General features: G+C 67.3%; 11 protein-coding genes. 4 read left to right on the forward strand and 7 right to left on the reverse strand.

Going from position 1 to position 11,859, the window contains the following annotated elements:
• The first annotated feature begins 55 nt into the window (after nucleotides 1-55).
• A complete protein-coding gene (locus LZ199_RS43545; RefSeq protein WP_253999737.1) occupies nucleotides 56-1,630 on the forward strand; it encodes an aldehyde dehydrogenase (NADP(+)) in 1,575 nt (524 codons plus the stop codon).
• Between the two features lie 43 nt (nucleotides 1,631-1,673).
• Here the strand turns inward: LZ199_RS43545 and LZ199_RS43550 are convergent, their stop codons facing one another.
• A complete protein-coding gene (locus LZ199_RS43550) occupies nucleotides 1,674-3,917 on the reverse strand; it encodes a M9 family metallopeptidase (protein ID WP_253999738.1) in 2,244 nt (747 codons plus the stop codon).
• A 137-nt stretch (nucleotides 3,918-4,054) separates the two neighbouring features.
• Between LZ199_RS43550 and LZ199_RS43555 the strand changes: the two genes are divergently transcribed.
• Nucleotides 4,055-4,858, forward strand: coding sequence for an AraC family transcriptional regulator (locus LZ199_RS43555; RefSeq protein WP_253999739.1), 804 nt, complete (start codon nucleotides 4,055-4,057; stop codon nucleotides 4,856-4,858).
• A 51-nt stretch (nucleotides 4,859-4,909) separates the two neighbouring features.
• The gene (locus tag LZ199_RS43560) at nucleotides 4,910-5,527 is read left to right on the forward strand and encodes a hypothetical protein (RefSeq protein WP_253999740.1); all 618 of its coding nucleotides are present in this window, start codon (nucleotides 4,910-4,912) and stop codon (nucleotides 5,525-5,527) included.
• 3 nt (nucleotides 5,528-5,530) lie between these two features.
• Here the strand turns inward: LZ199_RS43560 and LZ199_RS43565 are convergent, their stop codons facing one another.
• Complete coding sequence (locus tag LZ199_RS43565) at nucleotides 5,531-6,154, reverse strand: hypothetical protein (RefSeq protein WP_253999741.1); 624 nt, start codon at nucleotides 6,152-6,154, stop codon at nucleotides 5,531-5,533.
• Between the two features lie 292 nt (nucleotides 6,155-6,446).
• Between LZ199_RS43565 and LZ199_RS43570 the strand changes: the two genes are divergently transcribed.
• Nucleotides 6,447-7,031, forward strand: a complete 585-nt coding sequence (locus LZ199_RS43570; RefSeq protein WP_253999742.1) for a hypothetical protein — start codon at nucleotides 6,447-6,449, stop codon at nucleotides 7,029-7,031.
• A gap of 12 nt (nucleotides 7,032-7,043) precedes the next feature.
• Here the strand turns inward: LZ199_RS43570 and LZ199_RS43575 are convergent, their stop codons facing one another.
• From LZ199_RS43575 to LZ199_RS43595, 5 genes are read right to left on the reverse strand one after another with little or no spacing between them, the layout of a single operon-like run.
• Nucleotides 7,044-7,232, reverse strand: coding sequence for a hypothetical protein (locus tag LZ199_RS43575; RefSeq protein ID WP_253999743.1), 189 nt, complete (start codon nucleotides 7,230-7,232; stop codon nucleotides 7,044-7,046).
• An 8-nt stretch (nucleotides 7,233-7,240) separates the two neighbouring features.
• On the reverse strand, nucleotides 7,241-8,083 hold the full coding sequence (locus LZ199_RS43580) for a hypothetical protein (RefSeq protein ID WP_253999744.1): 843 nt from the start codon (nucleotides 8,081-8,083) through the stop codon (nucleotides 7,241-7,243).
• 46 nt (nucleotides 8,084-8,129) lie between these two features.
• Complete coding sequence (locus LZ199_RS43585; protein WP_407667346.1) at nucleotides 8,130-9,305, reverse strand: TadE family protein; 1,176 nt, start codon at nucleotides 9,303-9,305, stop codon at nucleotides 8,130-8,132.
• Nucleotides 9,289-10,920: a TadE/TadG family type IV pilus assembly protein gene (locus LZ199_RS43590; RefSeq protein WP_253999746.1), complete on the reverse strand. Its 1,632-nt coding sequence runs from the start codon at nucleotides 10,918-10,920 to the stop codon at nucleotides 9,289-9,291. Before LZ199_RS43590 ends, LZ199_RS43585 begins: the two co-directional genes overlap by 17 nt.
• Before the next feature lie 26 nt (nucleotides 10,921-10,946).
• Nucleotides 10,947-11,762 carry a TadE/TadG family type IV pilus assembly protein gene (locus tag LZ199_RS43595; protein WP_253999747.1) on the reverse strand — a complete coding sequence of 272 codons (816 nt, stop codon included), beginning with the start codon at nucleotides 11,760-11,762 and terminating at the stop codon, nucleotides 10,947-10,949.
• Nucleotides 11,763-11,859 lie beyond the last annotated feature (97 nt).

Genomic DNA, 11,859 nt, shown 5'->3' on the forward strand with positions numbered 1-11,859 from the left:
TCTCTCGTATCGAAGCTGGAGGGGCGTTGCGCCCCTCCCGGAGTGAGGTCGCCGTATGAGCTGGATGGGACTGTCGTTGATTGGCGCCGAACGCGGAGCGCCCGGTGGGCCGACGTTCACCGGCTGGAACCCCGCGGAGGGCGTGGCGCTGGAGCCGCGCTTCCACGGCGCGCAGCCCCAGGAGGTGGAGCGCGCCTGTTCGCTCGCGGAGCAGGCCGCGCCCTCGCTCGCGGCCCTGTCCTCTCGCCAGCGCGCCGTGTTCCTGGAGCACATCGCGGAGGCGCTCCTGGCTGCGGAGGCGGACTTCCTCGCCGTGACGCCGAAGGAGACCGGCCTGCCCCCCGCGCGCATCCAGGGGGAGTTGGGTCGCGCGGCCGGACAGTTCCGCCAGTTCGCCCGGCTGCTGGAAGAGGGGAGCTGGGTGGATGCGCGCATCGACCGCGCCCTGCCCGAGCGTCGCCCGCTGCCGCGTCCGGACCTGCGCTCGCTGCTGCGCCCCGTGGGGCCGGTGGCCGTGTTCGGTGCGAGCAACTTCCCGCTCGCGTTCTCCGTCGCGGGAGGTGACACCGCGTCCGCGCTGGCCGCCGGGTGCCCTGTCGTCGCCAAGGCCCATCCCGCGCACCCCGCGACGTCCGAGCGCGCGGGCCTGGCCATCCGCGCGGCCGTGGCGGCGTGTGGACTGCACGAAGGCGTGTTCTCGCTCCTGTTCGACGCGGGCACGGAGGTGGGTGCCTCCCTGGTGCGTCACCCCGCAATCCGCGCCGTCGGCTTCACGGGCTCTCGCGGTGGAGGTCGCGCGTTGATGGCGCTGGCCGCCGCCCGGCCCGTGCCCATTCCCGTGTTCGCGGAGATGGGCTCCATCAACCCCATCTTCCTCCTGCCGGAAGCCCTGGCTGCCCGTCCGCAGGCGATGGCGGACGCGCTGGCCGCGTCCATCCTCCAGGGCGCGGGCCAGTTCTGCACCTCGCCCGGGTTGCTCGTGGCGGTGGAGGGGCCCGGGTACGAGGCCTTCCGCGCGAGGCTCTCCGAGAAGCTGGGCGCCGCTCCTGCCGCGCCCATGTTGACGCCCACCATCGCCGAGCGCTTCCGCGAGGGCGTGAGCCGGCTCGCTGCCCGCGCCGACACCCGGACGCATGCACGCGGCGAGTCGAAGGCCGCGCTCGGGGCTCCCGCGCTCTTCGAGGCGGAGGCACAGGTGGTGCTCGCCGAGGGTGAGCTCACGGAGGAGGTGTTCGGAAGCTGCGCGGTGCTGACCGTGGCGCGTGACGCGGCGGAGCTGGTGCGCGTGGCCTCGCGACTGGAAGGCCAGCTCACCGCCACGGTGATGATGGACGCGGGAGACACGGAGCTGGCCTCCGAGCTGCTCCCTACGTTGGCGGACCGCGTGGGGCGCGTGCTGATGAACGGTGTCCCCACGGGCGTGGAGGTCTGCCCGGCGATGGTGCATGGCGGTCCCTTTCCAGCCAGCTCGGATGGACGCTTCACCGCCGTGGGCACGGGCGCCATCCGCCGCTTCGTCCGCCCGGTCTGCTACCAGGACGTGCCGGACGCGCTGCTCCCGCTGGAGCTTCGCGAGGCGAACCCCCTGGGCCTCTGGCGCACGGTGGACGGTGTGCTGAAGCGGGAGTGACTCCCAGGTGGCCTCGTCTCCACCCGGGAGCCACTCCCTTGCTTCACGGCGTCGTGTCGAAGCGGGACTCCAGCTTCACGTTCGCGAACGACGCGCGGCCCTTCACCATGGCGTAGTAGTAGCTGCCACCCACCGGCGAGGGGATGTCCACCACCTCGTCGTTGCCGGACAGGTAGGGCCGGAAGTCATACGCCGTCGTCGAGGGCCACGTGCTGGCGCGGACATAGAGGTCCGCGTTGCCCGTGCCGCCGCTCAGCTGGAAGCGCAGGTTGCGCGCACCGGCGGGCACCCAGAGGTAGAAGTACTGCAGGGCCTCGCCACCGGACAGAGGACCCCGGTAGCAGTTGTTGCCCAGCATCCGCGTGTCCGCGCCCGTGCACGGCGTGCTGGTGCCTGGGCCAGGACCCGGCCCGGGATTCGCGCAGGTGCTCGGGTCGGTCGCGGTGGCGATGCAATCAAGCCACTGGTGGAACTCCGTGTCGTTCGCCGTGCCCAGGGCGTCCAGGGACGTTCGATAGGCGCTGTAGTTCCCCGCGCGGAACTGGCCGACGAAGGTGTCCACCTGACCCGAGTGGCGCTCGAACATGAAGCGCACCGCGAGATAGCCCCAGGAGTACACGCGCTCGGTGCCGCTGTTGTAGTCGTTGCGCAGAATCTGGCTGAGCTGGTAGCTCTTGCTCGTGCCCCGCGTCACCGCGTCCGCGTTGACGTCCTTCTTGGACACGTACTCGGCCAGGCCCTCAATCCACCAGATGGTGGGCTGGCTGATGCTGGCGCCGAAGTCGCCCTTCAGGTTGAAGCGGCCATCCAGGTAGTGGACGTACTCGTGGCGCAGGTTCCAGATTTCGAACGCGGGCCGCAGCCACTCCGCCTCGTAGGCGATGAAGCGGGCCTGGTTGCCGGACGCCGCCGGGTCTCCCTCCAGGTACATGCCACCGTTGTTGGTGTCGATGCCGAACAGGGCGCCGGCATACGTCTGGTAGTCCAGGCTGCTGTCGAAGATGACCATCTCCAGCGACGTGTTGTTGTCGCTGGCGACGGGGAGGCGGCCCGTCTTCAGCTTGTCGTGGAAGTAGGACTCCTGCGTGGCCAGCTGGCCGCAGCTCTGCGTGAGCTGCGTGGCCGTCATGTCCTGCACGCGCATCTTCAGCGTGGCGCCGCAGTTGTGCGTCACGCGGAGCACCGCCTGCTCCAGCGCGCGGCGGAAGTCGCAGATGCCGTAGTACGCGCAGTTGGCGCCGTCGTAGTAGTCGGCCATCTCCGCCGCGCCCACCCAGACGCCCGCCGTGGGGCCCGTCATCGAGTGGCTGGTGATGAGCGTCCTCACCTTGGGGCGCGCCTTCGTCTGCAGCGCCCCCGGGTACTGGAGGAACCGCGCCAGCTCGCGCGCGGCGTTGACGGTGAGGTACTGGTTGTCGGTGCCCAGCAGGTGCTCGGTGCGCAGGCCGAAGGAGTCCAGCGAGTCGATGATGGACGAGTCCGCCTGCACGGCCGGCACGAAGTCGTCGTTGTAGTGTCCCCGGAACAGGCCCACGAAGACGTTGTTGGTGGCGCCGCGCATGTACCAGGAGGCCGCGGCGGTGTCGTTGAAGCGGTCCAGCAGCCCCTTGAAGGTGCCCAGGTGCCGCGCGTTCTCCCCCGCGCTGTCGATGAGCGTGACGAACTCAATCAGCACGGCGCCGTGCGCGTCATTGACGTCCCCGAAGTGACTGTTGGCCACGAAGGCGGCCAGGGCCGGGCGGATGGCGTTGGCCAGCGCCGTGCCGTAGGCGCCCACGACGTCCGGGGCGTAGTACCGCACGTAGTACCCCGCGCGCAGGAACTGGATGAGCTGGAGCGTCTGCCCGCTGTTGTTCCCCACATAGGCCTGCGCATTGGGAGTGAGCGCGTTGGCGATGGTGACCATCTTGCTCTCGATGAACACCTGCCGGGCGAGCGTGCCCGTGACGCTGAACAGCGTGTTGATGCACTCCATCGTGGAGCCCTTCACCAGCGTCACGAGCGCCGTGCCCGTGGCCGACCCGAAGGCCGCGGTGTCACACGCCAGCAGCGCCCGCTTCGGCGCGGGTGGCGTGAGGGCCTGGCGCAGCTGCTCCGGGGAGACGTCGGGCTGGCGCTCGTCGGGCTGGATGCGTTGGTGCGCGTGCTCCAGCCCGTGGACGCGCTGGGCGGGCTCGGCCGGCGGGGGACCTCCAGGGCGGGCGTCCGCTCCGGGTGCGAGTAGCGTGAGACAACAGATGGCGAGGACGATGTGACAGCGACACCAATCCGTGATTGGACCGCGCATGGCTTCGTGCTCCTCGGGGTGGGGGCTTGATGCACGGTGTCGTCCGTTTCCGAGTGACACCGACGTAGGTTTCACGTGGTGTTCAAGGTATTCGTGAGCACGTCTGACGTTCTTGTGTCTTTCCCTTGTGGGGACGAATGGAAACCACCAAAGCGCGTGAAACCTTGGAGCACTGGCGGATGGGCTTCATGGGGCGGGTGGCCAATCCGCTGTTCGCGGAGGAGCTGTTCGACCGGGTGCCGGACATCGTCTTCTCGGTGAAGGACATCCGGGGGCGCTACGTGTGCATCAGCGAGGCGTGCGCGGAGCGCTGTGGCCTGAAGAGCAAGGCGGCGGCGGTGGGGCGCACCGCGCACGAGCTGTTTCCCCAGCACATGGCGGACCGCTATGTGCGACAGGACGAGAAGGTGTTCCGGACGGGCCGGGCGCTGGTGGACAACCTGGACCTGACGTTGTTCAACAACCGCGAGCCGGGCTGGTGTCTGACGAGCAAGGTGCCGCTGTTCGATGAGACGGGCGAGGTGATGGGGTTGGCGTGTCTGTCCAAGGACGTGCACGAGCCGGGACGCGCGGGGCTGGTGGACGAGCGCTTCGCGGGGACCATCGACCACATCCAGGCGAATTATGGAGAGCGGCTGCGCATCGACTCGCTGGCGCGCCGGGCGGGCATGTCCGCGGCGCAGTTCGAGCGGCGGATGCGGCGCATCTTCCAGATGTCCGCCGGGCAGTTCATCATGAAGACGCGCATCGACGCGGCGGCGGCGCGGCTGGTGGAGGATGAGCAGCCCATCGCCGCCATTGCCCTCGCGGTGGGCTTCTGTGACCAGAGCGCGCTGTCGCGCCAGTTCAAGCAGGTCACGGGGTTGAGTCCCCGGCAGTACCGGCAGCTCGTCGTCGCCACGTCGGTGCCCGTGGCCTCCCGGCGGCGGCGGGCCCGCTGAAGGAGGGGCCCTCCCCAAATCCTCTCGGATGTGATGCGCTGGCGGGCACCGATGAAAGCAACCGCGCTGCCCGTGTCCATCGTCGCATTCCATGTCCTGGCGGTGGGGTTCTTCAGCGCCTGCGCGGTGTGGCTCGTCCAGGAGTCCCAGGCGCTTGGCGGGCGCCGGGGGATGCTGGCCCTGGCGGTGGCGGTGGCCTCTTGTGGACAGGCCTTGCTGTCGCTCGTGGCGCTGGTGTCTCTCTTGCGAGCGCGCTCACTCGTCGTGCTGGGCTCGCGGGCGCGGGTAGGGACCTATTTGCAAGTGCTCGCGGGGATGGGCTTGCTGACGCTGCTGGGCGTGCACCTGGTGTACTCCGAGGCGCGGCCGGCGCTGGGGAGCTTCTGTCTGGGGTTGGCGGTGTGGCTGGGCGCCATTGGTTTGCACCTGGTGCCGGGGCTGTTCCTGTCTGGAGAGGGCTTCATCGACCCGCTGGGGCGGCGCACGCGCTTCTCGGAGCTGGAGTGGTTCTCGCTCCAGAAGGTTGACGGGGAGCCGCCGCGCACGGTGCTGCGGGCGGGGCGGGGTGAGTCGCTGCGTCTGGAGGCGAGGCTCGCGCACGACGCGGTGGACGGCGTGCGAGGGCGGCTGCTGAAGATGGGATTGTCGTCGCGCATGCCCGGGCGCTGAGGCCTACTTCTTGGGCGGTGGCGCGGGGAACATGGCGGGCGTGGTCCTCTCCTTCCACGGGTCTCCACCCACGCCGAAGTCGACGAGGTGGAAGGGATTCTCTCCGCCCATGCGCACCAGGCCCAGGCCGGGCACGGCGGAGGACCACTCGGCGGTGAGGCCTCCGGAGAAGGAGTACTCCATTATCTCCACGGTCTTGCCCGCGATGGTCTCCGTCGACTTCTGGAGGAAGCGGGGCTGACGTTGGGAAGAGGCGGCCTTGGCGAAGGCATTGGGATGCTCGCGAGGAGGCTGTCCTGGGACGGTGACTCTCAAGAGAATGACGCCCTGTGCTCCGAAGCGCTCTCCTTCAACGAGGAAGTCGAAGGCGATGAGGCCCAGGGAGGGAACCTCGAGCTGTAGGTGGAACCAGCGGCCACTCCGGGCTCCATGGCGGCCCGGAGCACCGACCTTGATGACGAAGCGGGTGGGCCCTTCCGAAGAGGTTCCCACATAGCGGGCCCAGCCCCCGGTTCGCACGACGAGGGGGAGCTCCAGCATTCCATCCAAGGGAGGAGTCTGCGCATGGGCCCCGCGGACCGCGAGGCACAGCATCAGCGCGACGACTGCCCATCCGGTTCTGGTCATGTGAGGTTTCAATCCCTGACGCGTGCATCCCTTTCCCGGGACGCCTTTTTGTTAGAGTTCTTCCATGCCTCGTTCGCTGAGCGCTGTGCGAGCAATGCCCTTGCTGCTCCTGGCCTGCTCCAATCCAGAATCCAGCTCTTCCGCTCGTTCAACGCCAGAGCCCCTCGTGGAGGCTTCATCGCGTGCCCCCACCGCCGTGGAGAAGCAGCCGCCGGTCGCTCCTCCCGCCGTGGTGGCGCCTTCCGGGGCCATGAGTCCAGCGGTGCCGCCACCAGGTGACGGAGGGGTTGCCGTGGACCCTTCGCGCCGAGCGGAGGCGCGGGCCCTGGTTCCCGCGCCGTTGCTCTATGGCCAGTTCCAACCCGTGGTGGGGCAGTGGGTCGAGTATGAGCTGACGACGCGCCAGGGTGCCTTTCGGGTGCGCGTCGCGTTGGTGGGCGAGACGGTCCGCGAGGACGGCACCTCGCTCTATCAGGTCGAGTTGGACCATGAGACGACTCCGCGCATGCTCGTGGTGGTCTGGCTGGTGGGGGTTAACCGTCCCTTCGTCGAGCGACTGGCGGTCTCCGTGGCGCCTCATGCCCCCATCTCCATCCCCGTGGACCTGGAGGCTGACTCGCCCGAGCTGCGCGGGGAGTTGAAGGGAGAGAAGGACATCTCGGTGCGTGGCCCCTTCGCCGGAAAGGCCCGTGAGCGCACCTTCCAACGGGAGCGTGGCAAGCCGGTGGTCGTGGTGGACACAAGCAGGGTTCCACTCGTCGGGGTGGCCTCGGTCGTCACCGAGGAGGGCGCCTGGGTGGCGCGTGCTTCGGGGACGGGGGCCCGGCCCTCGCTGGATACCGTCCCCATCGCCATTCCCCGGCTGCCAGGGCAGTGAGTGTCGCGGGGGTCAGCCCAGCGGGTAGCCGAGGACGAGATAGAAGCCCGCTACATAGACGGTGAAGATGGCCAGCAGGTCGGGGGCGAACGCCAGGAAGGCGCTGCCGCTGACCAGTAACCCCAGGAGCAGGAGCGAGAACTCCGCCGCCGCCTGTCCGCGAGAGCGAGGCCGTCGGAGCCAACGGTAAGCCAACGACATCCATCCGTTCATGGGTGACCCTCCGGGGAAGTGGCCTGCTCGAGGACCACGGTGGCAAGTGTTTCGGGCGACCCGTCCTTCTGGACGGGAGAGAGGGAGAGGGAGAGCCGCTCCCCAGGACGCGTGAAGCCAAGCACTTCCACGCCATGCCTGGCGGAGCGTGCTTCGACCTGGGTGAAGCCCCGCTGCCCGAGCTCCCGCCGATAGAACTCCGCGAGCGTGCCCGGCGTGCCCTGGGCGATTTCAGTCACGGTGATGCTGCCTTCAGAAGGCCCTGGGTTGAGGTCATCGACGCGCAGCACCGTGGTGGCACCCGGCGCTCTTGGCAGGGTCTCCGGCACGCGGGCTTGAAGGTGAACGCCTTCGGGCGTCTCGACGATGGAGGGGAAGACCTGGGTCCGGGGCTTCTTGTCCCCCGTGCCCACGGCCGTGACGGAGACCAGCGCGCCCAGTCTGGCGTCGTAGTAGCTGACGGCCCCGGCGTTCGGGCCGTCTGCCTTGTGGTTGGTGCGATGGCCCCGTCGTCGGAACTCGCGGGCGTAGAACTCGAGCACCTCTCCAGGCGGGCTGGTCGTCTCGAAATAGGCCATCTCCATCGGATTCCCATTGGCCTCCATGCGCCCCATGGGAATGGTCGTGGACTGTGGGTAGCTGGGGAACGCTCCCTGAAAGCGCGCTGTCATGGGCCTGGCGACAGACGGGGGCGAGACAGGCGGCTCCGGCGTGGGCTCGGCCTCGGGGGGCGGAGGCGGCGGCTCGCGCAGCGTCACCGCGAGCGCCAACAACAGCCCCAGGCCTCCCAGGCCGAACACGCGGATGAGCCCTCCCGTCCGGTCCTTGAATCGGCTCATGCCTTCCTGCCCCCTTCATGCCAGGGGCTGGGTCGAGACCTCATCGCTACTTGCACGCCCTGTCTCCATAGAAGTGATAGGAAAGCCGGTCGATGTCGGAGGTGTGGGGGTCCGAGTACTCGGACTCCGGGCGGTTGGAGATGGCCGCGCCCTGGAAGAAGTTGCCCCGGCAGTTGTAGGAGCGCATGGGCCAGTTGTCGTCGTAGCCCTGGCTGGTTCGGGTTCCTCGCTTGTAGAGGACGCGCGTGGGTTCGCAGTTGCCGAAGCAGTAGTCCGAGTCGCTCGTCCAGTAGTACGCCTGGAGCGCGTCGCCGGGGACTGTTCGCGTGGGGATGCGAGACCCCTTGCGGAACGTTCTCCCGCTCGTGCCCACCTGGGTGATGAGGACGGAGTCGCGGACGTAATCGCTCGTGAAGGGGAAGTCGAGCCCGAGCACTTGCAGCACATCGCCGATGGAGTTCAGCGCTCCCCCCGCGTCGCCGCCAGTGGCGCCCTTGTAGATGATGCCGGTGGCCCGGTCGTGGGTGATCTGCTGGACGCGCGCATAGCTGTCTTTGGGGTCATCGCCGTAGCCCCACGCCCGCCAGGTGTCATGGAAGACGTTGAAGCGCTCGTTGAACTCGAGGTTCAGCTGGGATGTGTCCTCGGGGGAGGTGGTGAAGAACGCAATCTGGTGGGGAAGGATGCCGTTCTCGATGTTGACCTTGATGTCCACGGAGACCGCGCCCCGGCGCGTATCCAGCCCCATGTCTTGCGCGAGGTCGGCGGGCGTGGAGCCCAGGGCGGAGAGGGCACCTCCCACCAGTCCCATCGCGCCTCCAAGTCCACCGCGTTCTCCCATGGAGACCTCGGTGAGGGGGGCTTCGGTATCGGTGCCTTTCACGGTGAGGGTGAGGCGATTGCGGAAGCTCGCCCCTGTCTCCAGGTCCCCCGTCTTCGTGGAGCCATCAAGGTCCTTGTAGCGCTCATGCGCCTCGACGGCGATGCGGTGGATGTTCGGGCGGACGGTGCGCTCGAACGCGACGAAGCGGGCGAGCTCGGCGGCCTTGAGTCGGACGTGCTGGACCTCCCAGAAGTATTGGGCCCAGAGGACCATCACGATGAGGAGGGGCGCGATGATGGCGAACTCCACGGTCGCGGACCCTCGCTGCCGACCTGTCGTCCTCATCCTCGTCGTTCGCGAGCGTGAGTGCATGGCGCCTCCGTCAGTAATTGAGCGCATCCTTGAAGCCGTTGGCGCTGATGTTCCACTCGGGAATGATGTCCTTCATGGCCTGCTCCTCCCAGTGGGTCTTCGCGGGGGCCAGGCGTGCCGTCCAGAGTGGATTGAAGAAGTTGGGCTCTTCCTTCCAGTCGCCGGGGCGGTGATAGATGGCGCGACCCACCGCCATGGCCATCATTCCCCCCGTCCTCTCGCGGAACGCTTTGGCCGAGGCTCCGATAGGCGTTGAGTCGTCGAATCCCCCCACGAAGTTCCACGACATGTCGAGGTAGCCGCCTCGCACGCCCTCATCATCGTCGTTGTACTTCTTGGAGGAACGCTCCTCCATGAAGCCGGAACTGGTGAGGTTGTGGAGCTGGAACGGCGTGTCCGAGTTCACGCCGTCCGCTGAGCTCGGCATCATGTCCTTCGTCAGGACGCTGACGTTGCAGGGGTAGGAGAAGTGGTTCTGCCACGGCTTCACGAAGCTCGTGTCCGAGGTCAGGAAGGGGGTCAGACCTACCCAGTTGTGGTGCCGGCTGATTTTGTTGCCGCCGTACTCCTGGTGGTACCCCCGCTGGGCATCCGCCGCGGCGCGGAAGCGCAGCTCGAAGAGGGTCTCCCAATCGAAGAGACCAAAGCAGCCGGCCCGGGCCTCTATCTTGATGTCGTCCGAGGCGAAGAGCTGGTCCTTGCGGTTGTTCTGGAACTCTTCGTCGAAGCTCTTGATTTGGCTGTCCGCCACCTTGTCGATGCGCAGTTGGCCAATGATGAGACAGAGGTTGAAGTCCCACCTTCGCCCGATGAGGTCGGGGCCTTTACCCACGGCCGTCCATTCACGGCGGACACCATTGGCCAGGTTGCCCATCAGCAGGCGGTACTTGGCCATGTCGGGGTCGGAGAGGGAGTTGGAGCGAAGCAGCCTGGAGCGTTTGACGAGGCCGGTGGGGTCGAGTGAGCTGAAGCTGGCCTGACTGCTGTGGGGCCCATCATCGATGGCGTGGAGGAAGTTCTTGAGATTGGAGTGATTGACGTCGAGGTTGCTGAAGAGCGAATCGAGGTTGATGCTCCCTCGATCGCCGACCACGTCGAAGCCAGGCTTGGCTTTGGGGTCGGTTTTCCTGACGTCGTCCCTGTACATGACGAGGTCGTACAAGGTGCCATAGAGCATGGCCTCCTGCGCGAGCCAGAACGCGACGTTGAGCGCCGATAGGAAGGGGATGAGCACCTGGGAGACGGTCTCCACCACTGTCTTCCAGAGTTTGATGGCCTGTTCCACCGCCGCGAATATCGCGCCGATTGCGGGAACCACCTTGAGGACGCTGGCCGCCGCGCCCACCGTGCGGTCCAGGTAGATGGCGTGGCTCACGTAGGACATCACCGTGAGCATGGCCGAGTAATGAACAATCATGGCGCGGTTGGTGTACGCCAGGAAGTTGTAGGCCCGCGCCTCCTTCACCGCGAACGAGTAGGCCTGGGCATCGGCCGCGTCCTGGAGCTTTATCTTTTCATAGACGCCATGGCCGATGCTCACCGAGGCCATCACGCTGACGGCGAGGATGAGCATGGTGACGGAGCCGATGACCAGGGCCTGCCCGCGTTCGTCGCGGCGCAGCCTTCGCAGAATGAAGAACATCTGAATCTCCCGCCAGGCAGTCAGGGTCAGGCGTCGACGGCGCACTGGGCCGGTCCGCGCCGGCCGTTGTTGAAGAGATTGGACTGCATGCGCATGGTCCAGGTCGCGGTCAGGGGGATGACGTACCGCCCCGTGCGAGAGAGGTTGGCGAGGCTCCGGTGGGTCCGGTCCCTGGCGGCGCCGCGCTCCACGAGATACTCGGTGGCGGAGCGACCGCCCGCGCGCTGGGTCTCGAACTGGAGGCCCTTCAGCTCATCCAGGTACTCGCGCCCCATGTAGAAGCTGTGGAGCTGCCAGTTCGCGAAGGGGACTCGCAGCTCGTAGAAATAGACGAGCCTGACCGACAGCAGATTGGCTTCGATGACGCGGTCATCCCGGACATCGTCGTAGTCAATCTCCATCCCCTGCATGTGTGAGCCGTAGGCGGCGAACAAGCCATCCAGCTCGCTTCGCTTGGGGTTGACGACCTCGACCTTCAGCAAGGGCAGCGGGCCTGCCTGATAGTATTGGCCGCTGACATCGGCCTGGGAGAACACGGCATGGTGCGCCATGGCCCGGGGCAACGTGTCCACCCGGCCGTTGCTGCCCCTCAAGGGCCCCAGGGTCGGTAGCAATGACGTGAGGGCCGCCTTCGTCATGATGGAGCAGTCGCCATGGTTGACGATGCCCGAGCGCACCGCGCGGTAGGCGCCGTACTCCGTCATCAGGCGGGCATGGTGCACCAGGCTCAGCTGGATGATGCCCAGGACGAAGAACACCATCATGGGGATGACGAACGCCGTCTCCACCAGGGCCTGGCCAGATTGTCTGTTCGAATGACTGGGTTCACATGTCGAGCGCATGGCCCTCCCCGGCACGACGTCACTGCACCCCCGGCCCGCCCCACCCGCTGAATCCAGACTCTACGGAAGAACGTGCTGTGATGGAAACGTATGGCTC

Source organism: Myxococcus qinghaiensis, assembly GCF_024198215.1.
GTDB lineage: Bacteria > Myxococcota > Myxococcia > Myxococcales > Myxococcaceae > Myxococcus > Myxococcus qinghaiensis.

Bases quoted from the DNA above. Each gene is read 5' to 3' on its own strand.
- LZ199_RS43550 (WP_253999738.1), bottom strand. From the start codon at position 3,917: ATGCGCGGTCCAATCACGGATTGGTGTCGCTGTCACATCGTCCTCGCC.
- LZ199_RS43565 (WP_253999741.1), bottom strand. From the start codon at position 6,154: ATGACCAGAACCGGATGGGCAGTCGTCGCGCTGATGCTGTGCCTCGCG.
- LZ199_RS43580 (WP_253999744.1), bottom strand. From the start codon at position 8,083: ATGAGCCGATTCAAGGACCGGACGGGAGGGCTCATCCGCGTGTTCGGC.
- LZ199_RS43590 (WP_253999746.1), bottom strand. From the start codon at position 10,920: ATGTTCTTCATTCTGCGAAGGCTGCGCCGCGACGAACGCGGGCAGGCC.
- LZ199_RS43575 (WP_253999743.1), bottom strand. From the start codon at position 7,232: ATGTCGTTGGCTTACCGTTGGCTCCGACGGCCTCGCTCTCGCGGACAG.
- LZ199_RS43555 (WP_253999739.1), top strand. From the start codon at position 4,055: ATGGAAACCACCAAAGCGCGTGAAACCTTGGAGCACTGGCGGATGGGC.
- LZ199_RS43560 (WP_253999740.1), top strand. From the start codon at position 4,910: ATGAAAGCAACCGCGCTGCCCGTGTCCATCGTCGCATTCCATGTCCTG.
- LZ199_RS43585 (WP_407667346.1), bottom strand. From the start codon at position 9,305: ATGCGCTCAATTACTGACGGAGGCGCCATGCACTCACGCTCGCGAACG.
- LZ199_RS43595 (WP_253999747.1), bottom strand. From the start codon at position 11,762: ATGCGCTCGACATGTGAACCCAGTCATTCGAACAGACAATCTGGCCAG.
- LZ199_RS43545 (WP_253999737.1), top strand. From the start codon at position 56: ATGAGCTGGATGGGACTGTCGTTGATTGGCGCCGAACGCGGAGCGCCC.